The sequence below is a fragment of the Micromonospora sp. NPDC000089 genome (genome assembly GCF_042899365.1).
GTDB lineage: Bacteria > Actinomycetota > Actinomycetes > Mycobacteriales > Micromonosporaceae > Micromonospora.
Genome location: NZ_JBIAZT010000014.1, coordinates 1 through 24,335, shown reverse-complemented (window position 1 = coordinate 24,335; position 24,335 = coordinate 1). Strand labels below are relative to the sequence as shown.

General features: G+C 70.4%; 8 protein-coding genes and 1 pseudogene. 7 read left to right on the top strand and 2 right to left on the bottom strand.

Annotated elements, in window-relative coordinates:
- Window positions 1-72 precede the first annotated feature (72 nt).
- Window positions 73-813: a hypothetical protein gene (locus ACFY3U_RS22415; RefSeq protein ID WP_387204902.1), complete on the bottom strand. Its 741-nt coding sequence runs from the start codon at window positions 811-813 to the stop codon at window positions 73-75.
- Window positions 814-938: 125 nt separating this feature from the next.
- On the opposite strand from ACFY3U_RS22415, the gene ACFY3U_RS22410 reads away from it, so the two are divergent.
- From ACFY3U_RS22410 to ACFY3U_RS22385, 6 genes are all read left to right on the top strand, one after another.
- A complete protein-coding gene (locus ACFY3U_RS22410; RefSeq protein WP_387204899.1) occupies window positions 939-1,430 on the top strand; it encodes a hypothetical protein in 492 nt (163 codons plus the stop codon).
- A gap of 3 nt (window positions 1,431-1,433) precedes the next feature.
- On the top strand, window positions 1,434-14,006 hold the full coding sequence (locus tag ACFY3U_RS22405; protein WP_387204896.1) for a hypothetical protein: 12,573 nt from the start codon (window positions 1,434-1,436) through the stop codon (window positions 14,004-14,006).
- Between the two features lie 232 nt (window positions 14,007-14,238).
- A complete protein-coding gene (locus ACFY3U_RS22400; RefSeq protein ID WP_387204893.1) occupies window positions 14,239-15,051 on the top strand; it encodes a hypothetical protein in 813 nt (270 codons plus the stop codon).
- Window positions 15,041-17,797 carry a right-handed parallel beta-helix repeat-containing protein gene (locus tag ACFY3U_RS22395; RefSeq protein WP_387204890.1) on the top strand — a complete coding sequence of 919 codons (2,757 nt, stop codon included), beginning with the start codon at window positions 15,041-15,043 and terminating at the stop codon, window positions 17,795-17,797. Before ACFY3U_RS22400 ends, ACFY3U_RS22395 begins: the two co-directional genes overlap by 11 nt.
- 8 nt (window positions 17,798-17,805) lie before the next feature.
- Window positions 17,806-21,822: a type VII secretion protein EccCa gene (eccCa, locus tag ACFY3U_RS22390; protein ID WP_387204887.1), complete on the top strand. Its 4,017-nt coding sequence runs from the start codon at window positions 17,806-17,808 to the stop codon at window positions 21,820-21,822.
- A 7-nt stretch (window positions 21,823-21,829) separates the two neighbouring features.
- Window positions 21,830-23,188, top strand: coding sequence for an EsaB/YukD family protein (locus ACFY3U_RS22385; RefSeq protein ID WP_387204884.1), 1,359 nt, complete (start codon window positions 21,830-21,832; stop codon window positions 23,186-23,188).
- Window positions 23,189-23,284: 96 nt separating this feature from the next.
- Here ACFY3U_RS22385 and ACFY3U_RS22380 read toward each other — a convergent pair.
- A pseudogene (locus ACFY3U_RS22380) lies at window positions 23,285-23,533 on the bottom strand (helix-turn-helix transcriptional regulator); the annotation flags it as partial.
- Between the two features lie 263 nt (window positions 23,534-23,796).
- Between ACFY3U_RS22380 and ACFY3U_RS22375 the strand changes: the two are divergent.
- Window positions 23,797-24,335: hypothetical protein (locus tag ACFY3U_RS22375; RefSeq protein ID WP_387204881.1), on the top strand; the 539-nt coding region annotated here is incomplete at its 3' end.

Genomic DNA, 24,335 nt, shown 5'->3' with positions numbered 1-24,335 from the left:
GGTGGAACCCGGTCCGGGTGCACGAGCTGCTCGGGAAATCCGCGCCAGGAGCCGACACCGCGTCGCCGAGCCTCAGGTGGTGGGCGGCGCGGAGGCGATGTCGGCCGAGGCGTACAGCTGGGCCGAGTTGTTCAGCTTGGCGACGTACTGGCCCACCAGCTCCAGCGCCCCACCCATGGACTGCAGCATCTGGTACTGGTAGTACTGCAGCTGCTCGGTCTGTTCCGGGTGCGGGTCCACGACGCTCGGTTCGTATGTGATCTCGTCGTTCTGGTACGCCCGGGGGTCGTTGCCCGGCCTCGGATTTTTGCTCCCAAACTGGTGCACCACGGTATGCTCGTAGCTTTCGGCGTAGAAGATCCAGCTGGCCCTGCTCATGACACTGTCACGGAACTCCTCGAAAACGCCGATCTCAGTTTTCGTCCGGCCGAGAATCGTGTCCTCGGCCTCACGAATGCTGCCGGTGCTGACCATCCAACTGTTGCCTGTCGGCTCGGGAATCGAGCCGTCGGCAGCCGGCAACGGCGCGCCGTCCTTGGTGACGGGCGTGCCGTCGCTGTCGACCCAACCGCCCTTGCCGTCGGACTGCGGGATGTCCCGACCGTCTTTGTCGACGGGGTTGCCGTCCGCGTCGACGTAGCCGTTCTTACCGTCCCCCTCCGGGGGCGTAAAGACCAGCGAGGAGTCGTCGCCGTCGGTGCTGCTGACGTCGCCGTCGACGTCGCGGCCCTCTTTCCAGGTCTGGTCGAGTTCGACGGGCACTGCGTCGGTGACGCCCACGGCCTTGCCGATGTCATCCCTATCCATCTCCATGCCCGAGACTCTCGATGTCCAGGGTGGACGGCGACAACGTCCCCGAAATGGGGGCTGGAAGACCCGCCCTGGTCCTGGCTAACGTCTCGGTGACAGGATGGACTAGAGGCAGCAGGGGTGACGCGATGGCCGAGGTCGACTACAACTCCCTGTCGACAAATATCGACGTGTCTCCGCACTCGATGCACCTCGCCGCCAAGGGTATCGAGCTCATCTCGACGACCATTGCCGAGCACTGGGGAACCATCGGCAAGACCTGGGAGGACCTCAAGCTCGGTTGGATCGGCGACAGCTCCGAGGCCGCCGACGCCTTCAACGTTCGACTCACGGGCATCCAGGAGCGACTCTTCGGGGTGCCGAGCGACGACGGCGAGACCGTCGATAAACTTGGCCTGCTGGACCAGCTCCGTGCCGGCGTCCTCCACGCGGCCTCGAACTACGACAACGCCGAGTGGTCCGTCATCGACGTGTGGGAATCATTCTGTAGTCAGTTGTCGCAGGCGGAGGAGAGCAGCGGCGACGAGCCCCCGTCCCCGAGTGTGGACACCAAGCTCGACCCGATCAAGGTCGACTACGATGACAACCCCTACCCCTGGCACAAGCCTGAGGAAAGCTGAGCCGTGGCTTCATATAACGGCCATGCCGATCCCGCGTTGCTACGCGAGCTCGCCGAGGAATGGCGGGAACAGGCCGACCGGCTGACGGTCCTGGGCGACGACGTCACCAACGCGTACGATTCAACGACCTGGCGTGGAACGGCCACCACCTTCGCAACGCTCGCGACGTCATTGCTCGTAGTTAAGCTGCGACAGGTGCGCGACGGCGCGTACGAGTTCGCGAAGGTCCTCGAGAACTACGCCGACGAGGTCCAGAAGCAGATCGACAAGGAGAAGGCTGCCTGGATCGTCGAGATCGTGCTGTCCATCGTCGATCTGTTCACCATGGGCCTGGGCGCGGTGCTCTTCAAGGCGCTGGCCATCCTCGCCGACCTGCTCGCGGGCATGATCATGGCCATGACCACGCTCTCGATCAGGATCGCCACGGCGCTCGCCGACTTTGTGGTCAACTTCGTCTTCTATGGCACGTGGCAGGCCGTGGTGGACCTCGGGACCTGGGCGGGTGTCCAAAAGGCGATGGGTCTGAAAATCGAACTTCCGGCAGTGCCGATCGTGCTCGACGTTATGCTCGCCGCTGGCTTCAGCGGCCTCTTCTCCATGTACCGTCCCAAAGAGCTCGTCCCGTACCCAAGGACGAAAGCAAAGGCCGGGCCCCGCGGAAACCCTACGCCCCTGCCGACCCCCAAGGGCGGCGGCATCACCCGAGGCCTCACCGAAGACGCGCGCGTGGACGGTGACGCGCGCGTGGACGGAGACATGATCCGCCGGAACAACACTGTCGACGTCACCCCCACACCCTTCCGGGACGCAGCGGTCAGCGCCACCGACCTGTCCCCACCGCCCATCCCGGGTTTGAGTCAAGGCGGCCCCACCAGAGGACTGGTGGACCAGCGGGTCCATTCCGGCGAAGGGTCGATGGGCAACGCTGGCCGTTCCGTCGAGCAACTCACTCCGCAGCACGCCCCGCCCATCGGCAGGGACGTCACCAGCCCTGTGACGCCGGCGCCGCAGTCCACCGTGGGCGGCCCACACGTCGCGCCGTTGCGACCGAGTGGGGACGGCCCTTTCGCGGTTGGGGCCGCCCCGACCGGCGGCGACGTGACCAACCGGCCACCTGTGTCGGCCAGTGATGGACGGGCCAAGCTCGACGCTGGCCCCATCGTGGGCCGGGGCGACCCCGGTGTTAGCGGCACCTTGGGGCGTGAGGGCGCCTTTACCGGCGGCGCCATGGCCCGCCGGCCACTCGATCACCCGGTCGCCAATCTCGACTCCGGCGTCGCCAATCTCGACTCCGGGTCCGGCGTCGCCGCTCCCCACTCCCGCGTCGCCGCTCCCCACTCCGGCGTCGCCGCTCCCCACTCTCGCGTCGCCAACCTCGACTCCGGCGTCGCCAATCTCGACTCCGGCGCCGTCAACCAGCCGACAGGGGTCCTCGGCGCCAAACAGCCGGCAACGCCCAGCCCCATGCCGTCCCCGCGGGGCGGCGCCGACTTCGTCGACGGCCAGCGTGACATGGTCGGTCACCAGCTGCCGAAGACGATGGCCGGGGGGCCCGAGGTCGCCGTTGCCCCACATCCGTCGGGCCGTCCGGTCGGCCAGGGCCAGGGCCACGCCCCCACCGGGGTGCTGGCCCCCGAACCAGCCGCCATGCCGACCGGTGGGCATGTGCCGAGCGCCGTGGCGAAACCCGAGGTGGGCACCCCGTCGCCGGGGTCGCCGCACCCCGCCGGTAACGTGCCGGCCAGCCCGAAGTCCGACTCCGGCATCTCGTCGTCCGGATCCAGCACCCCCTCCACGCCCGCCTCGTCCATCTACGATGGGTCGACGGGGTCGGGTGTCGGGAAGCAGCCCACGGCGACATCTGCGGCCGTGCCGCACGGCCGGATCCTGCCGCCCGTGATGGGCGGGAAGCCGGATCTGCCCACCGGCACCCATCTCCCGCCTGCGGAGGGTGGGCAGGCCAAGATGCCTCAGCCGCAGTCTGAGGCGTCGGCGGGTGCCATTGCGGCTCGTGGGGTGGAGGGTCGTGGCGTAGCGGGGTCGGCCCGTTCGGCGGATTCGGCTGCCGTGCCCGTGGGGCGGGCCGATGGTGTGTCGCCGCCCGTATCGGTGTCGGCGGCACGGGCCGATGGTGTGTCGCCGCCCGTGTCGGTGTCGGCGGCACGGGCCGATGGTGTGTCGCCGCCCGTGTCGGCGTCGGCGGCGAAGGCGCCGTTGGACGGTGGGCCGCGGCCTGAGGCGTCGGGGGGCCCGTCGGCGGGTGCCGGTGCGGCTCGTCGGGTGGAGGGGCCCGGCGCCACGGGCCCGGCCAACTCGGTGGATCCCCTTGCCGGGCCCGTGGGGCGGGCCGATGGTGCGTCGCCCGCGGGGTCGGCGGCGAAGGCGCCGGTCGGCGGTAAGCAGGTCAGGGTTGTGCAGCAGACCGAGGGGTTGGAACGGTCGCCGGGTGCTGCGTCTGCCGGGGTGCATGGGGCGGGGGATTCTGTCGGGTCGGGCCGTCCGGTGGAGTCGGCCGGCGGACCCGGGCGGCAGAGGAGCGGAGACCATGAAGCGGTCGCGGCCTCCGACGCCGACGCCGGGCGGGCCTCGCAGGCGGCGTTCGCCCGGCCCGAGGCCAGAACGCCCACCGGGCCGACCCCGGTCGAGCCGCCGGTGCGGCGGCCCGAAGACGAGATGCTGGCCGCCGCGGATACAGGGGCGCGTCTCCGACGCGGCCACGTGAAAGACGTCGATGCCAAGATCCGGAGACTGCGGGGATGGTACGCCGGTAGACTCGAGTTCGAGCGGCGCGCCGCTGCCGACTTCGATGCCCTGGCTGTGGAGAAACTCTGGATTCCGGGCTACGAGCGCTATATGGACACCCGGGATGCGTTCATCGCTGACGCGAGACAGCTCTTCAAGTCGCAGGGCGCCAAAGTTTGGGACAACCCTGCCGATGCCCGCCGCTTCCAGAAAGAGTACGACCGCCTGAAGTCCCGGTTGGCCTGGCGCCTTGATGCGCATGCTCACGTGGATGTCCTCCTGGACAGCGTGAAGGTGAAGGCGACAAAGAAGATCGACGCGCACCCCCTGCTCACGAGACCAGATCGGAAAGAACTCTTCGGCCCGGCGAAGGTCGAGCGGGATGTCCACCGCGGGGACAATGAGGCGCTGCGCACATCACTACTGGAGAACCTCGAAGGCACGCTGAGGAAAACGATCGACGACCGCTTCGCCAAGACGCATGCCGGCGGTTCCGCGAAGCTTGCCATGCACCTCCGCGCCAATGAGCTGGTCGCTAACCTGCCAAGGCACCTTGATCAGGTCATGGTAAGTATGACGCGGTCCGAAAGCGATATCAGTACCGCCCACCACGCCCTGTCTCGCCTGGACAAAGGCTCCGGCATCGGCTGGGCGAACGAGCCGGCTCGGCTCGCGGTGGCGTACCGTGTGATCGAACGGTTCCGCGAACGATGGGGCGGCGCGCGGGTGGGGGAGCAGTTTGACGATGTTCTCCTGGACGACCTGATCAGGAAATTCGATGACCTCGCGCAGAAATCGGGCTGGCTGGATCTGTCGATAGACAAGATATTAAAACCGGCTACGGGTCCGAAATCGTCGAAGGTGACCACACTCGACAAGCTGGACGATGCGCTCACCAGAGAGCTGACCCAGATAGGTCGGTCGGCACGGGTGCAAGATGCGTACAACGGCCTGCGCCTTGACCGCCACGGCCCCCTGTCCGATGAAGAAGACCTCGCAAGCAGCCTTAGCGGCGGTAGCGTGGCGCGCGGCAACGACAAAATCCTCGCGGACCTCGAACGAGCGCACGGGGTTATCTTTGACAGCAATCGCTTCGCCGGCCGGACTCCGGCCCACAAAGAAGCCGCGTGGGTCAGGGTGGTGGAGGAATTCCGGTCTCAGCGAGACGCAAGGGCCGAGTGGGAGCTCGATCTCGACAAGCACCTGGGCAGGGCGGGGCACGAATTCAACAGGCTCGAAGGGGCCGACGCGCGCCGGGCGGGGACGAGCTTGGAGCGGACGCAGGTCGATGACATCGCCGCCGATTTTCGCGTCGAGTACCTGGCGATCCACGACCCGCACCTGTTCAGTCCGATGTCCGATGGCCGCACTTGGTTGGAGTGGGAGCGGTTCGACGAGAACATCTTCAACACAGCCTGGAAGAAGTGGCAGGCAACAGACTTCCGTCATGCGCTCACCGAGCAGCTTGATGGTGCTATCAGCGCGGCGTTGGGCAAACTCGAACTGGACGACACCTCGCGCCCCATTGCGGAGGCGGCCCGGAGCAGGATCAAGGATTCGTTCGAGGGTCAACTTGTCGATGACGTGGCGTCCGGGAAGATCTTCGGCGAGACTCTCGCGAACCAATGGCGGCAGGAATACTCGGCCCTGAAGAGGTCGCTCGAATCCCGAATCACGGTCCAGATGCTCGCGACCCGCGCCCCCTCCGTCGTCGACAACGCCGTCGCCCGGCTTGCGGAATCGCGCGTGGCCGGAATGGAGGTCGCGGAGCTCCGGCAGGTCGGTGACATGGTGAAGCGAGAGGTGACCCATGCGCTGCACAGTCGGCTCGTGCCCGACCGCTTGGCGAATGATCCTGGGGCGGGCCATCGCGGTGTCGGGCCAGCCAACAACAAGACGCTGCCACCGTCGATTGATCTGGACGACCAGGTCCTGCTCATGGCCGACGTCGGTAAGCACCTCGACCAGGTGATCCCGGCCAAGCTGGCCGCGATGAAGCTCGGTGAGTCGAACCGGAACCTGGTCACGCAGACGTGGCAGGACATGAGGCGGGCCGTTGTCGAGATGGAACCGGCGCCGGTGCGCCCGGGTGCCGGTTTCGCCGAGGAACGCGCAGCGGTCGAGGCGGACCTGCAGACCGAGACGCAGCGGGTGCTGCAATCAGTGAAGTACACCCCCTTCGGCGAAAAAGCCGCCGTGGCGGCCGCCGGCCTGCGGTCTGATCTCATGCAGAAGTTCGACACCCTGCATCGACTGGAGTGGGACTTCGATCGGCGCGCCTGGGCCGATGAGCACGCGAGGAATATCGACACCCTGGATTCCGAGGTCTGGTCGGCTACCCTACGCAGCCATCACGTCGAACAACTGCGGATGCAGGCCGACCGCGATATCGACGCGTTCCTCGGAAGACTGGCATCGGACGTACCCGGCTGGCGGGAGTCCGCGCAGGCCGCGGGTACGGCCTTCAAACACGCGGTCGAGGCGGAGTTTGTCCGTCGTGACTATGTGCCGGGCAAGAAGATCGACCTGTTGGACAACCCCGAGTGGTCGGCTCGGTACGCCGGCATGGTCGACTCGCTCGAATCCTGGGCGACCGTTCACATGCTGGGCCAGAAGTTCGAGACGAGAATCGACCGGATCACCAGCCAGCAGCTCCTGGGCCGGACGATAGATGACGTTGACGCCCTGCAGACCCTCAACAGGGTGTTGAAACAAGACCTGCAGAGGCAACTGACGGAACGTTTGGATCTGTCTCGCCCGACCGGCCTGCCATCGTCGATGAATGTGGCGGACCAGCTGCACGTGGCGCACCACATCGCCGCCGGCCTCCATTCGGCGGTGGTCAGGTCGCCTGTCGAACGGGAACTGGGGCAGCAGGTCGGCGCGGCGGTCCGGGCCGACCTGCCGCGGAGGGTCGAGATCCGGCCGGTGCCGTTGGGTGCCGACGCGCATTTCGCCGCCGAACGCGCCCAGGTGGTCCGGCAAGTTGACATGGCAGTACGGAACGCGCTCGAACGCGGAAAATTCGACAGCCTGCTCGGCGCCACCGCCGGCGACGCCTTCCGAACGAGGGTGCTCGGAGACTTCGACGGCCTGACCGGGCAGGCACACATGTCCGATGGGGGCCAGCGGTCGTTCGACCGGCAGGCGTGGCAGACGGCGCTCGACGCGAACCTGGCCGAGCTTGATTCGTTCCTCGCTAAGGAGGTGCGCGACGGGCAGCGCAGGCAGGATCTTGTCGTCAATACCCAGACGCACAAGCACGACGATGCGCTGATCGCCGCGGGGGAGAGTCATCGGGCGGCAATGCGGGAGAACGGCAGGGAAAACCTACCGGACTCGGTATATAAGCTCGCCCGCAAGATGTTCCGGACCGACGTCGCCGCCGAGGCGCGCTCGGTAGTGAAAAGCTGGTCGACCACGTCCTCGCCGGAGTTCATAGAGCACTTGGAGAGGTTTGCGGAGAAGATCGAGCGCAGGATCCCCGGCTACTTCACGGACGACAAACTGCGGGACTACGCCGCGCGTGTCGAGGCGTCGGCGGCGAAGGATGTGTCGGTCGAGACGCTTGAGCGGCGGTTCGAAGCGTTGAAGGAGCCGTCAGCACCGCCACCGAGCGAGCTGGAGCTGGAGTTGCCCCAGGCGCCGGTTGAGCCTCCTAGGCCGGCGGCCGTCATTCAGGCCGAGAAGCTGATCAATAGATTCGGCGCCGCAGCCGGGCTGCCCCAGCGGGAGATCGACGAGCTGCTGGACCTGTACACCCGTGACGTTGCGCGGCTGGGCGGGAAGGCGGCCGTCACGCGGGATGTGATGACGGATATCGGTGTGCGCGCGGGAATGGACAAGGACTTGGCCGGCCGCCTGGCGGGGCGAGCCGCCTCATCGAACGACGCGAGATCGTGGGCCGCCCGCTGGGAGTTCGGTGTCGAGATCGAGAACCGCGCGCTCCGTAATCGCTTGATCGAATTGCAGGTGGACGGCCGCATCGAGGCCGCCGAGGCCGCTGGCGTCCGGTCTACGAAGAGCATCCGCGAGAGGCTGATTCAGGCAAAGCGCACCGATGACGACGCGACTGCGGAGAGGATCGAGGGCGAGCTCGACCGTGCCGTAGCCGATCGTGAGGCCGCCCGCGGGGCGGCCACAGATGAGGCGCTGGCGCGTCGGCCCGAGCGCGTCCGGGAGGGGATCCCAGACCCGGAGGTGGTCGCGGCATCCGAAGCCGCTGAGCGGGCCGCGAAGGCGAAGTTCGAGCGGGCCGCGAAGGCGGAGTTCGAGGAGATCTTCCGGGACGGGCCGCTCGCCGATATCAAGCGGCGTGGCTACGTCGAGAACGACGGGAGCGCGGCGAAGCGGACCCGGGTCGAGCCGCCGGCGCGGCAGCGGCACGACGATATCGTGGCCTCCGAGAAGGAATGGGAGCTCTACCAGAGTGAGGTCGCGGCCTTTAAGAAGGAACTTGCGGGTCTCCGACTTGTCCCGGAGGACCAACTATCCTCGCACTCACCCGCGGCGCCGCCGCGGAACGAGGAACCGCTCGACAAGATGCTGCGCTGGGGATCCGACCTCAGCGTCCAGGGCGGGCTCCGTTTCGAGGAGATGCTTCAGATACGCGCCGAGGTCCGAGAGTCGTACCACGGGACGCTCTCGCTGCACGAGGCGAAGCGGACGCTGCTGGAGAACACCGCCAAACAGGCCGGCATGGACCCGGACCGCGCGGCGGCCCTCGTCGCCCCTGCCCTTGGCGGTGGGCGCAGCGGCCGCGACGCTATGCGGGCCTACCGCGACGAGCTGGAACAGTTGGGCGAGGTGAACGACATCATCGGCTCGCGAATTAGCAATCATAAGGACGACTTCGAGGCCCTCGGACTGACCTTCGACGACGCGGTACAAGAGCGGCTGAAGCTCGCCTACCGGCAGTGGGACGACGCCCGGATCACGGAGATCCTGCAGCCATTGGGCGTTGCGCGTGCCAAGGCGGCGGAGCGCGCCGAGTGGAGGCTAAAGAACGACGAATACGAGTTGGCCAAACGGCTCGAAGCGATGCGGAAGCTGGACGCCGTGACGGTGAGGGCCAAGCCCGGTCAGCCGGAACAGGCCCCCGCCCAGACCCCGGAGGAGCTGGCTCAGGCCGACGGCCGCAAGGCGTTCCGCGAAGAGGTGCTGCCCGAGCTGCACGCGGGTCGCCCGCTCAAGCGGTCGCCGGGTCCGAAGGCGGAGCCGACCGTCTCGGAGCGCATGGGCCGCGCCGACGAGTTCACGGACCTGGAACGCCAGGCGATGCAACGGGACCTCGATAAGCTCGATAAGTCGGAGCGCATGCGCCGCGCCGACGAGTTGAGTGACCTGGAACGCAAGGCGATAGAACAGGACCTCGATAAGCTCGATAAGGCGGTGGAGGGGCTGCCCACGCCAGAGGCGCCCGTGAGGCATCCCGAGGTACCGAGCAATAGCTCGTTGCGGGCCTTTGGCAGGAAGCTGGCCAAGGACGCGGGCCTCGACGACGCTGCCACCGCGCAGCTGCTAAGGGACATCGAGGACCGCTGGCGCGGTACCCTGCCCAACGCGACTCTCGTCGGTGCGCGCAAGACGCTCGTCGAGGAAATGTCCGAGCGCCACGGCCTGGAGCCGAACGAGGCACGTACGAAGGACATGGCCGGCGACGATGAAGAGCTGCGCGACATTGCCCGGTCCGCCTTCCGTGACGAGCTGGAGACGGTGAAGTTCTCCGATAAGTTCGCGGCCCTCATTGTTCCGGACGACGCAGGCCTCGCCGACGACTTCGTCGCCAGTGCCCGCCGCAGGTACGCGGAGGCGTACCGCAAGGACGACAAGGGAGGCATGGAAAAGGTAAAGGCTGAGATCAGCGAAAAACAATCCGCCGTCACCGCACGACGGCACGCTGACGAGCAGGCGGCCGTAGCGGCCAAGGCCAACAGGCGCACCTTCGGCACCGTCATGAACGACCTCTCCGCGCGAAGCAAGGCGGAAGACGTGACGCCTTTGCCCGAGAAGCAGAACCGGCCCGAGAGCCTCCAGCCGGAGGGGCCGGGCGACGGGCTGCTCATGGCGGCGCCGTTGTCCCGCGACCCGATCGACGCCCCGCCCACCGTCACTCGCGCCGCCCCGGCCGGCGATCCGCCCGCGGCGCCAACGCTCCGCGAGCTGGCCGGCAACGACCGTACGCTGGTCGACCCGAAGGAGCAGGCCGAGGTCCTCAGGGAGCGGTTTGCTGCGTTGAACGGTCCGTCGGCGGGCGCTGCGCCCGCCCCGGCTCGTGGGGTGGAGAGCGTCCGGCCGGAGGGGTCGGGCGACGGGCTGCCCATGGCGGCGCCGTTGTCCCGCGACCCGATCGACGCCCCGCCCACCGTCACTCCCGCCGCCCCGGCCGGCCGTCCGCCCGCGCGCGGTGCCACGGCGTCGACGCCCCAGCAGCTTGCCCTCGAGAACCTCGACGACCGCGTCCTCGCGGCCACCGCGGCGGAACGGGACCTGCACGCTGCGGGGCTCGACGCGGACAGCCGTCTGCGGGCCGCGGTCGCCGAGTTCCGCACGGCGAATCCCGGGGTCTCCCTCGATCCGGGCGACGTCCTGGCCAGATACGCCGAGCGCATCGCCGACGGCTGGCACAACCAGCCGGCGGCGGCCTGGCAGGGTATCGTCGCCGCGGCGGCCGCCGCCCTACCGGGAATCATCGCAGGGGCCGTCACGGACCAACCGTCCGACGTCGCCGACGTGCCGGCAGTTGTCGATGCGGAGTTCCTGGCCACGCTGGACACGGTGCGGGACGTGAGGGCGGTCCCGCCGGCGATCCGCGACCTGCTGGGCGAGCGGTGGGTCGGCGACCCGGTCCGGCTCGGCCAGGAGATCGAGGCGGCCGAGCTGGCCGACGATGTTGTCACCCGGGCGGTCCAGGTGGTCGACTTTGACCACGGCTTGACGCTGCCTGCGTCCGTGCTGGACCGTATGCGCCGCACGTTCACCGCGGAGGTGCTGCGCCACCACGACGCCATCCACTATCAAGGCGACGACGCGCGCTTCGCCGAGGACGGTGGCCGCGAAGCGGTGTGGCAGGCGTACGCGCAGCGGCAGTTCGGCAACGTCCGAGCCGACCTGTTCGCGGCGGGCAAGGCCTGGCAGCAGGCGCAAAATGCGGCGTGGAGCTTCTATTCGTTGGTCAAGCCGGGTCTGGCAGCCGCGCCGGACCAGACCCACTCGGAGGTGTCCCTGCGGGTCCTCGGCCAGCAGTTCGCCGCCGAGGAGCGCGCCCTGTACAACATGCGTTTCCCCGGCCTGGAGGAGCTACAGCGGCAGGCCTTCCAGGAAAAGCTGGACGCGCTGCGCAGGCCGGTCGACAAGATCGCGGCGCTGAGCGACGCCGAGCGGGCGAAGCAGTGGCACCGGGACGCGAACTCCCTGCGGGTGCGGTACGCCGAACGCCTCGATACCGCGTTGCTGGCGCAGCGGCACCGACCCGACCTGGTTCGCGACTTCGACGCGGCGCTCGCCGAGGCCAGGGCCGAGACCGAGCGCACGGGCACGGCGACGCTCGACGGCCTGGCCCCCGGCATCCTCGACGGATTCCGGGCGGACTACGTCACCATCGGTCGGCGATGGTTCGGGGAGGTGTTCGCCCCCGCGATCGATGCGGGCGCACGCGGCTTCGATCCGACGTTCCTCCGGGCCGAGGCGGAGTGGCGGCACCAGTACGCGCACCTGCGTACCACCATCCGCCAGGAAGCGTTCGTGTACCTGCAGGCGCACCGGCACGACCAGGCGATCGCCGCATTCGTGGCGAACCACCGGGCGGCGGCCGAGGACAACGGCCGGCCGGTACCACCCGATTCGGCCTACGCGCTCGCTCGGGAGTCGTTCTTCACCGACGCCACCGCGCGGCTGCGCAAGGAAGTGCGCGAGCAGCTGGACCCGTTCTCGGCGCGCCGGGCCGCGCACTGGGACAGCCTTGCCGCCGAGCTCGCCCGCGACATCGCCCGACACTTCGATGACGCCCGGCTTCGCGAGTACGCCGCCCGCGCCGAGGCCGCCGCGACCGGTGACCGGGTGACCGGACGCCTGGCGGCGCCGCCGACCGCGTACGAACAGGCGGCGCTGCCGGTCCTCAATGCCGTTCGGGTCGGGGTCAGCGCCGGCCTGCACCGCGACGGGCGGGACGTACCCGCCGACGTCCGGGCCCGCATCGCCGGCGAGGTCGAGGCGGTGCTGCACGAGGCGGACGCGGCGGCACGGGCCCGCGCCCAGCGGGGGAACGACACGCAGATCGCCATCGCGGCAGCCGTCGCCGAGCTGGCGGAGCGGGTGGCCGGGCTGCCCGGGTCGGTGCCCGCGCGGCTGCTGCACCACGAGCAGGTCGGCGCCGAACTCCGTCGCGCCGAGCGAGCCTTCGAGGATCTGCTGGCCACCCGCGACGCGCTGCCGCCGACGGTGGTCAAGGACCTGTCGATCGCCTTCGCGCACGGCTGGCTGACCCGTTACGACCGTCTGTTCCGCGGTGCCGCGACGGCGGCGGAGGCGAAGGCGGTCGACACCGGCCTGCGCCTTCTCTCGCAGCGGACGACGATCGAGGCGCCGAACCTGGACGTGCTCGGCCCCGCTGCCCTGCGTGCCGCGCTGCTCGACGCGGGGGCGGCGCTGCCGAGTGGATTCGCGCCGGTCGCCTCGGGTCTCCTGCTGAATGAGCCGGGCACCCCATTGACGGACGTGATGACGACGATCGCGCAGAGCTTCCTGCCGATCGCCGGGAAGCAGCGCGTCATCGTGTCGCCCGGCGTGGATCTCGCCCGCTTCCTCACCGAGGTCACCGACCGGGTGCCCGATCCAGCGCAGCGCGCCGCCATTGTCGTGCACGCCCCATTGGCGTCGGCGTCGGATCTGAGCACGCTCGGTGACCGCTACGGCGTCACCGTGGCGTACCCCGAGCGGCCCGGTGACGAGCGGCAGGCTCGACGGGCGGCGCTGGTCGCCGCGGACGGCACGCCGACCCTGCGACGCTGGGCGGACCACTGGCTCGTGACCCCGCCGGGCCGGGAGCCGGAGACGCCGTACGGGCTGCGGCGAGGCGACTCACCCGGCCAGTTCGAGCTGCCCGAGGGCTGGAGCCTGGAGGATCTGCCGTGGGGCCTGTGGGCGCGGCCGGCCGGGTCACCCGATCCGGAGATCGCCCGACGGGTCAGGTCGGGTGCCGAGAGCGCGGGCGCCCTGATCGTGGTCGGCGAGCCTGGGGTCGCGGTCCCCGCGGCGGTCGCGCGGGCCGGTCTCGACCTGATCGGCCGGCTGCCGGTCGAGCCGGGGCAATCGGCGGTGCACTGGCTCAGTCCGCTGCCCGAGCGGTGGCGGGACGGTCCTGCCGGGACGGCGAGCGCCACGGAGTCGGACGTGACGGCGGGCGGCCTGTCCAGCGTGCGGCGAGGTGAGGCGGAGCGCGACCCGGCCCGGGACGCCGTGGCAACCCTCGAATTCGCTGGCCACGGGGATGCCGTCGCGGCGTTCCGGTCCGAGCCGATCGCGGCGGCACGCGACCTGTCGCTGCTCGGCCTGTTCGAGGCGGCTGGTGACGCCGTCCGGGGCGCTCTGCCGCAGCTGCACGGCGTCCTGGCCAGCCCGGCCCGCTCCGACGTGGCCCTCGCCGAGGTCCTCAGGTACGCCCAGACGGTGCTTAGCGGCGGGCGGGTGTCGCCCGCAGACGTCCTGAAAGCGGCGAAGGGCCTGCTGGTGGGTACGAAAAGCCCGCTGATGCTGACCCTGCTGCGGCTGGCCGAACGCGAGAACGCAGACCTGGGTGTGCTGGCCGCGTTCGCCCACCTGGTCTTCGCCTGCTGACCGACGCGTGTCCCCCGTTCGCGGGGGTTGGCCGCGTCCCCGCAGCCCGCGCGATGATGCGCCATGTCCGGTTCACCGGGCCGGCGCGCGAGGGGAACGAGAGCATGCACCACACGACCGACGACGCTCAGCTTTACCGGGCGCTGCGTGGGGACCTCCAGGCCCTGGGCGATGCGAGGCCACCCGGGTCGGGTCTCGGCGCCGCGTCCGGGCCGCTCGGGCAGCCGGTCGCATGACCGAACCGGTGAGCACCGACGCCGTCGCCGAGCAGCCGGTGCGCCGGCCCACGGTGGCGGCCCCACCGGCCCCCGAGCACCGGGCGTCGGCCGAGGTGAGCCAGCGGCGCGAGTTCGTCCGCGCGTTCGTCGAGCACGCCGCTCAACGCCCGGCGAGTGAACGGACGACCGTACGCCTGCCCACCCTGATCACCGTGACCGCGTTGGTGGCGGTCGGCGCGGTCGTCGTGGGCGTGTTCTGGAACCTCGTCCGGCCGATGACGTCGGCGCAGAAGGCCGCGGCGAAGGGCACCGCGGTGGCGCCGAGCGTCCGGCCGACGGGCACCTTCGAGGCGGTGACCGGCTGGGACTGCGAGGCCGCCGGAGACCGTGGGTTCGAGGCCCGTGGGCGTACCGGGCAGTGGCAGACGATCGGTGCGGGCGGCTGGTCGCAGGACGGCTGCCACGGCACCTCCGTGACGCTGCCGCAGCCCGGCAGGAAGGACGGCCGCCCGGTCACCGGCCAGTCGGCGACCTGGTGGTTCACCACGGGCAAGGCCATCAACTCCTGCGCCGTCAGCGTCTATCTGCCGAAGACCGGTTCGAAGCTTGTCGACAAGGCCACGTACGCGGTGACCGCGGGGCCGTCCGGCGCCCCGTTCGCGAGCTTCACGGTCAACCAGCAGGCGAATGCCGGCCGGTGGTTCGAGGCGGGCAGCTACCCCGTGCACCAGAACCAGCTCGCCGTGACGCTGGACGCCTCGAACGCCGCCGGTTCGGGCGGAGCCCGGGTCGTGTTCGGTCAGGTGCGGGTGAACTGTGCCAGCTGAGTCGTTCGCCGCCGCTCCCGCAGCCGCCCGGACCCCACCGACCGGCCGGGTCGAGCGGGTCTCCACCCGGGTGTGGAGCCGGCACAAGACGATAGGCGCGGCGGTCCGCGCCGCCCGGCCCGGCACGGTCGTCGCGGTCTCTCCCGGCACCTACCGGGAGTGCCTGGTCCTGGACCACGAGGCGACGATCGTCGCCGAGGACGAATCCGGCGTGGTCGAACTGGTCGCGCCGGAGGGCCCCGCCGTGCAGGTCCGCGGCGGTTCGGTCACGCTGCGCGGCATCACGGTGCGCGGCAGCGGGACCGGAGCCGCCGCCGTCGTGGTCTCGGCCGGCCACCTCGAGCTGGTGTCCAGCCGGGTCAGCGCCGGGTTCGTCCAGGTCGGCGGCCGGGCCGACGTCACGCTCACCGGCTGCGCCGTCGAGGAGACCGGACCGTGCGCGCTCAGCGTGGCCGACGGTGCCCGACTGACGGCCGACGACCTGCGCGTCACGAAGATCTCCGGGGTCGCGGTGGCGGCGGGTGGCTCGTCGCACCTGGCGCTCTCCGGCGCCGTGCTGCACGACGTGCGGGGAGTCGGCGTACGCGTCGGCGACACCGCCACGGCCGTGCTCGAACGCTGCGACATCGGCGCGACCGGGGACGCGGGTGTGGAGGTACGCGAGAGCGCCGCGCTGCGCCTGCTCGACAGCCACATCCACGACGTCGGCGGCGACGGCGTACGCGTCCTCGGCAGCGGCGGCCTCGGCGCCGACTGGTGGCCCGCGCTGCGCCCCGGCCGCCCCGATGACCTGGTGCCCGCCGAACCGGGCCCGACCGGGGGCGTCGTGGTGCGCCGGTGCGAGATCAGCCGCACCGGGGCCGCGGGCATCATGACCGGCGGTGAGTCGGCGACGCTGCTCGACGACAGCGCCCTCGACCAGGCGGGCAGCGCGGGCGTGCTGGCCGTGCAGGACAGCCGGCTGGTGGTCCGCTCGGCGCGCGTCACCAACAGCGCCCAGACCGGCGTGGCGCTGCGCGACCGCGCTCAGGTGCGCTGGCGTGGGGGGTCGCTGACCGGTTCGAAGGCCAACGGTGTCTTCGCGGTCGGCGACAGCCACCTGCAGCTGCGCGACGCGCAGGTGCGCGACTGCGGCTTCACCGCGGTGCATCTCACCGGCACGGCGGCGGTGACCCTGCTGGGCGTCGCCGTGGCCGGGACCGCCGAGCTCGGCATCCGCGCCTCCGGTCGCGCGATGCTCTACGCGAGCGACACGGGCATCGACCACGCCGAACTCGTCGGCGTGCAGGTCGACGACGCGGCCGACGCCGTCCTGCGCGCGGTGACGATCACCAACTGCGGCACCGGCCTGCGCGTGGACACCCCGCACCGGGCTCTGCTCGCCGACTGCACCGTCCGCGACATCGCCCACACCGGCGTGGAGATCTCGGCCGGCTCGGCGCCGACCCTGCTCAGGTCGACGGTGGCCCGCTGTGGGGCGGCAGGCGTCTTCCTGGACGCCGACGCCGAGCCGGTGCTCGACGACTGCGAGATCGACACGATCGGGGGCAGCGGGCTCGCGGTGTGGACGGGCGCCCGTCCCGTGCTGCGCCGGGTGTCGATCACCGACGTCCGGAAGAACGGCCTCTACTTCGCCGCGAGCGCGCACGGTGAGGCCGAGGACGTCACCATCTCGCGTACCGGCTACCCGGCGATCCACGTCGGCGCGGCGGCCGACCCCGTGCTGCGCCGCTGCGCCGTTCGGGACGCCGACGAGGACGTCAGCCTGGCGGACGACGCCGCGCCGGTCTTCGAGGCCTGTCACAGCGAGCGGGTGGGGACCCCGGTGTGGCCGGCGACAGCGGAGGCGGTGCCGGCGGTCGCCCGCACTGCGGCGACGAAGGGCGGGACCGGCGGGGAACCGCCGACCGAGACGCCGGAGGATGCGCTGCAGCCGCTGCTCGACCAGCTGGACGAGCTGATCGGTCTGACCGGCGTCAAGCGGGACGTGGGCACGATGGTCAAGCTGATGCACCTCGTGAAGCGCCGCCGCGAAGCCGGGCTGGCACCACCGCCCATGTCACGCCACCTGGTCTTCGCCGGTAACCCCGGCACGGGCAAGACGACAGTCGCCCGCCTCTACGGCCAACTGCTGGTGGCCCTCGGCATGCTCTCCAGCGGCCACCTCGTCGAGGTCGACCGCGGCATGCTGGTCGGCGAGTACGTCGGACACACCGCACCGAAGACGCAGGCCGCCTTCCAGCGCGCGCTCGGCGGCGTGCTGTTCATCGACGAGGCTTACGCCCTCGTGCCCGAGGGGCAGGGCAACGACTTCGGCAACGAGGCCATCGCGACGCTCGTGAAGTTGATGGAGGACCACCGGGAGGAGGTCGTGGTGATCGTCGCCGGCTATCCCGACCAGATGAACCGCTTCATCGGCGCCAATCCCGGTCTGTCGTCGCGCTTCTCCCGCACCCTCACCTTCGACGACTACGACGAGACCGAGTTGGTGCGAATCGTCGACAAGCAGGCGAGCGACCACGACTACCGGCTGTCCGACGCGGCCCGCGAGAGCCTGGCCCGCTACTTCGTCACCGTCAACCGCGGCGAGGGCTTCGGCAACGGCCGTTTCGCCCGCAAGGTGTTCCAGGAGATGACGGAGAACCACGCCGGGCGGGTCGCCGAGCTGGACGATCCGAGCGACGAGCAGCTGAGCACCCTGGAAGCCGCCGACCTGACCGACATCGCCTTCGACGTTCGAGGCTGAGGAGCCCGATGAGCCGCCTGGCGTTCCACCGCCCCGCCCGGATGCTGTTGCCCCAGCTCCCCTCGCAGCAGGTCACGCTGCCGAACCCGCCGGAGCCGCCCAAGGAGAACCCGGCGAACAACGCCTGGACCCTGCTGCTTCCGCTGCTGTCCAGCGTCGGCATGGCCGCCTACATGGTGACGTTCGGCAAGCCCGCTCTGATCATCATCGGTGTGTTGTTCTTCCTGACCTCCACCGGTGCCGTCGTCGGCATGCGGATGTCACAGCGCAGCACCAGTGGCAGGCAGGCCCGGAAGGCACGCACCCGCTACCGCCGCCACCTCGCGTTCGCCCGCGACGAGGCGCGCGAGGTCGCGACCGCGCAGCGCACGGTCACGATGCTCGCCGACCCCGACCCGCACCGGCTGTGGTCGATCAGCACCAACCGGCACCGGGTGTGGGAGCGGCGGCAGAGCGACGAGGATTTTCTGCGCGTACGCATCGGTCACGGTGCGGTCCGGCTCGCCACCCCGCTGGGGCTGGACCCCAACATGGACCCGCTGGGCGACTACGACTGGGACTCGCTGCAGGCCGCACACCGGCTCATCGACCGGATGGGCCACGTCGAGGCGCAGCCAATGATCATCGACGTGGGTCGCGCCGGCGTCCTCAGCGTCGTGGGCAGCCCCGCACAGACGGACACCCTCGCCCGGGCCATGCTCGCCCAGATCGGCGTGCTGCACGCCCCGGACGACGTCACCATCGCGGTGGAGACCTCCGGGGCCGAGCAGTGGGAGTGGACCAAGTGGCTCCCGCACACGTTCGAGCCCGACGCGCGAGGCGAGAGCGGCACCATGTCGCTGGTCGCCGAGGATCCCGAGGTGCTCGGCGCGTTCCTCGCCGGTGAGCTGGCCAAACGCAACGAGCAGCTGATCAGCCGGCGCAACATGCTCAGCGGCGAGCGCTCCGACGACGCCAAGCTGCGCCGCCTGGTCGTGCTCTTCACCGGGTTCGCGCCTTTCTCCGACTGGGGCCGCTCCGAGCTGATGAAGGCGCTGCTGCAGGCCGCCGGTCACCAGCTCGGCATCACGCTGGTCTTCCTCAGCCAGCGCGAGCAGGACGAGCCGAGCCGCGTCGACCTGCGCATCCGCTTCGACCAGGAGGGGCACGTCGTCAGCGAGGGCAACCTCGCGGCGGTGGTCACCCCCGCACACCGGTGCCGCCCCGACGAGGTGACGCCGCAGCTCGCCGAACTCATCGCCCGCAACCTCGCCCCGCTCCGGCTCACCGACGAGCGGGAGCAGGTGCTGACGCGTACCCGCTCCCTCAGTGAGATGGTCCTGGGCAGCGACCCCGGCCGCGCCGACGTGACCAGCCGCTGGGTCAGAGCGGGGGACCCGCGTATGCTGCGCGCCCCGATCGGCACCGACGGCGACGGCCAGACCGTCATGCTGGACATCAAGGAGTCCGGCCAGGGCGGCTCCGGACCGCACGGGCTCATCGTGGGTGCGACCGGCTCCGGCAAGTCGGAGCTGCTACGGACGCTCGTCACCGGCCTGGCGCTGACGCACTCGCCGGAGCTGCTCTCGTTTGTCCTGATCGACTTCAAGGGCGGTGCCGCGTTCGCGCCGCTCCGAGACCTCCCGCACGTCTCGGGACTGATCACCAACCTCGTCGACGACGCGGCGATGATCGACCGCGTCCTGGCCGCGCTCATGGGAGAGCAGCAGCGCCGCCAGCGCATCCTGCGGGACGCGGGAAACATCGACACGGTACGCGAGTATCAGATCCGCCGCGCGGCCGGCGCCGTCGGCGCCGACGGTGAACCCCTCGAACCGCTGCCCACGCTGCTCATCGTCGTCGACGAGTTCAGCGAACTGCTCTCCGGGCGCCCCGAGTTCGCCGAGCTGTTCGTCCAGATCGGCCGGGTGGGCCGGTCCCTGGGCATGCATCTGCTCATGGCCACCCAGCGGCTCGAGGAGGGCAGGCTACGGGGTCTCGACTCGCACCTGTCGTACCGGATCTGCCTGCGCACGTTCTCCGCGGCCGAGAGCCGGACGGTGATCGGCACGACGGACGCCTACAAGCTGCCGTCCATTCCCGGCTCCGCCTACCTCAAGGTGGACGAGTCGATCTACCAGCGGTTCCGGGTGGCCCACGTCTCCGCCCCCTACGTCAGCCCCGAGGAGCGCCTGGCCGGAATGGGCGCGGGCGACACCACCATCGCGGCGTTCGACCTGCGCTCCGACGCCGTCGTCGTCGATCGCGAGAGCGACGAGCTCGCCGAGCTGGCCGCCCGCCCCGGCCCCACCGAACTGCAGATCGTCGCCGATCGACTGCGCTCGATCGCCAGTCCCGCGCACCAGGTGTGGCTGCCACCGCTGCCCGCCGCACTGGCCCTCGACCACCTCGTCGGCCGACCGGCGCCCAAGACCGGCCGCGGTTACGCCGCCCGGCTGTGGCCGCTCTCCGGTCGACTCGCCCTCCCGATCGGTCTCATCGACCTGCCGCTCAAGCAGGACCAGGAGACCCTGGTGATGGACTTCGCCGGTCTGCACGGACACCTTGCCGCGGTCGGCGCCCCGCGCACCGGCCGCAGCACCTTCCTCCGCACCGTGATGATGTCCGGGATGCTCACCCACACCCCCGACGAGATGCAGTTCTACTGCATCGACTTCGGCGGCGGCACGCTGCACCCGTACGCTTCCGCGCCGCACGTCGGCGGCGTGGCCGGGCGTAACGACCCCGAACTGGTCAATCGCATGTTCGCCGAGATCCGCACGCTGATCGTGCGGCGCGAGCGGCAGATGCGCGAACTGGGCGTCGAGTCCATCGCCGAGCTGCGCGAGCGCCGCCAGGCGGGGCTGCTCCCCACCGGGGTACGGGCCGCCGACGTCTTCCTGATGATCGACAACTGGGGGGCGCTGCGGGCCGAGTTCGAGAACGCGGAGGCATACGTCACCGAGATCGCCTCCCGCGGGCTCGGCGCCGGTGTACACCTCGTCCTGACCTCCGGGCGGTGGAACGACATCCGGCCAGCCCTGCGGGACAGCATCGGCACCCGCATCGAGCTGCGGCTCAACGATCCCACCGAGTCCGACGTCAACCGCCGGCTCGCCGCGCGGATCCCGTCCAACACGGCCGGCCGGGGCGTCAGCGCGCCCGGCGTCTTCTTCCAACTCGTCCTGCCGCGACTCGACGGCAACGACTCCGCCGACGGCCTGCGCGAGGCCCAGGAAGAGGTGCTCGCCAAGGTGGCCGAGCACTGGACCGGGCCGGCCGCTCCGCCGGTGCGTCTGCTGCCGCAGCGGGTGCTGGTGAGCGAACTGCCGCAGCTGCCCGACCAGGCGGTGCCGATCGGCCTCGCCGAGCACGACCTCTCCACGGTCGGGCTCGACCTCACCGGCAGCGACCCGCACTTCCTCGTCTACGGCGACGCCAGTTCGGGCAAGAGCTCCCTGCTGCGCACCTGGCTCACCGGGCTCGTCGAGCGGACCTCGCCGTACGACGTGCGCGTCGTGCTCGTCGACTACCGGCACGCGCTCATGGGCGCCGTGCCGGAGGAACATCTCGGGGCGTACGCCGGCGACGCGGGCACGGCCCAGGCGTACGTGCAGCAGGTCGTGGAGAAACTCAAGGAGCGGCTACCTCCGCCCGGCATCACCCCCGCCCAATTGAAGGCACGCGACTGGTGGGAGGGCACCGAGATCTACCTGGTCGTCGACGACTACGACCTGGTCGTCGGCCCGCAGAGCGTCCTCGCGCCGCTGCTGCCGTTCGTCCCGCAGGCCCGCGAGGTCGGCCTGCACATGGTCCTCGCCCGTCGGGTCGCCGGCATGGTGCGCACCGGCATGTCCGACACGCTCACCAGCCGCATCCGGGACATGGGCTGTGGCGGCCTCATCCTCTCGGGCGACCCCAAGGAAGGGGTCGTGCTCGGCGACGAACGCGCGGCGCAGCGGCCCCCGGGTCGGGGTGTGCTCGTCCGCCGTGGCCAGCCCAACCGCCTCATCCAGATCGCCCTCACCGAGACCACTCAGGGGTAGACCCGTCATGGCCAACGAACAGACCCGCGTCACTGTGGTGGGCACCTACCGCAGCACCGACGTCGCCCTCCCGTCGCTGAGCCCGCTCGGCGAGTTCACCCAACGGCTGGCCATGGTGTGCGGCCAGGACGGCAACGACCAGCTCCCGCCCGTATGGACGCTGTCCCGGCCGGACACCGGCCCGTTCGCCCTCGACACCAGCCTGCTCCAGGCCGGCGTCGTCGACGGCGACGTCCTCTACCTCTACGATCTGGCCGACGGCCCGGTCGACGCGCCCATCGTCAAGGAGATCGACGAGATCGTCGCCGAGGAGACCGAGGAGCTGCGGCTGCGCTCGGTGCACCCCGGCCCGGTCGTCACCGGCGTCGGCCTGCTGCTCCTGCTGGCGGCGGCGGTGCTGGTCGGCTTCCGCCACCACGCCGACACCGGGGCGGCGATCGGCCTCACCGTCGGCGGCCTCGCGTTGCTCGGGGCGGCGTGGGGAGTACGCCAGAAGGAGTCGACCACCCCACCGGTGCTCATCCAGCTGATGGCGCTGACCGCTGTGCCGGCGATGGCCGCCGCCGGCGCCCTCGTCGCCGAGGGCCTCCGCTTCTCCGCGTGGTCCGGCGCCGCCGTCGGCGCCAACACCGCGATGCTGATGGCCATCGCCATGTTCGGCGACGCGCTCCTCATCGCCGTCGAGCTGTCCCTCGCCGCCGGCGCCGGCGTGGTGGCGCTCACCGCCGGCCTGGAGGCGGACGCCGTCGAGGCCAGCGCCGTCGTCGCCGCCGTCGCGATCGGCATGCTGGCCATGTCGCGCAGGCTCGCCGCCACCGTCACCGCGTGGGGTCAGAAGCTTCCCCGCGGCCGGCAGGCGTTCGCCGAGGCCACCACCGGGCTCGTCGACCGCTCCGCCCAGGTCACCGCGGTCGTCATGGGCGGGCCGGTCGTGGCGCTCTGCATCGCCCTGCCGGTGCTGGCGCTCTCCGGGCGTACGTTCGCCGTCGTGCTGGCGGGCATCTGCTGCCTGGCCCTCTTCACGCGCAGCAGGGGCGCCGCCTTCACCGCCGAGCTGTGGATGCTGTCCGTCGCGACCGCCGCCGGTGTCGTCGGCCTGCTGGCCGCAGGGACGAAGTCGATGGGCGGTGCCGGCGCCTCGTCGCTGCTCGTGGGCATCGCGCTCGCGGTGGTGCTGGTCGGTGTCGGCATGAGCGTGCTGATCCCGCCGCGCCGGAAGCACACCGGCTCGGGGCCGAAACCGCCGATCCGCCGTAGCCGCTCCGAGGTCGTCGGGGCCGGTGCCGCGATGGCGATCGCGCCGCTGACGATCGGTGTCTTCGGCGCCTTCGGACACCTCATGATGATGGGCCGGACGCTGTTCTGAGCGGGTGCCCGGGGGAGGCCGCTGGCGGCGTCCCCCGGGCCCGTTCAGCGGTCGGCGGGGCAGGAGATGGCCCAGCTCGATGGCTCGGCGGGTCAACTCCTCCCCGTTGCCGGCGTTCAGCTTGGCGCGGATCCGCTCGGCGTAGGTGTTGACGGTCGCCTGCGACAGCCCCATCCGGCTCGCGATCTGCGAGTGCATGTAGGCCGGGGCGATCCACCGCAGCGTCCTCGCCTCGCGCGGCGCCAATCCACCCGGCTCCTGTGCCGGCGGCTCCGGCAAACCCTCCGGCAACCGCTCCGCGAGGCGTCGGCACAGGTAGAAACCGCCCTGCACGGTCACCCGCATCGCCTCGCGGACGGCCTCCTGCTCCGCCTGCCGACTGAAGCAGCCGCGCCCACTCGCGAGGATCGACCCATCAGGCCAACGGCCCCGGGCCACTCCGTACTGACCAGCACCGGACCGTGCCGGACCGTCCGGCTGATCAGCCTGCCGACCGTGGTCTCCGCAAGAATTTCGTGGGACGTCCCCGAACGGATGTCTTGTCCCGATCTCCCGGCCCGCTCGTACGCTCGGGGCGCTGTCCCGAAGACCAGTTGGAGGAGCGTGCCGTGCCCATACAGGAACTCGCCGACGGCACCGTTGTCGAGTACAACGGCGAGGGTCGCGTCGTGCGCCAGCGGCTCACCGACGGTACGGTGTTCGACCGGTTCGACGGTGACAACCGGCCGGTTCACGGTGTTGTTGATGGTCAGTCGGTGTCGATCTCTTACGGCGCCGGTGGTGAGAGCACCTGGGCCTTTGGTGACGGTTCGACGCTGGTGCGGAGCGCCGACGGGGACATGGTGCGGCAGACCACCTCCGACGGGACGACATTCGACCGGTTTGACGGTGACAACCGGCCGGTTCACGGTGTTGTTGATGGTCAGTCGGTGTCGATCTCTTACGGCGGCAACGGTGAGAGCACGTGGACCTACAGCGACGGTTCGACGTTGGTGCGGAACGCCGATGGGGATCTGGTGCGGCAGACGACCTCGGATGGGACGGTGTTCGATCGGTTTGACGGTGACAACCGGCCGGTTCACGGTGTTGTTGATGGTCAGTCGGTGTCGATCTCTTACGGCGGCAACGGTGAGAGCACGTGGACCTA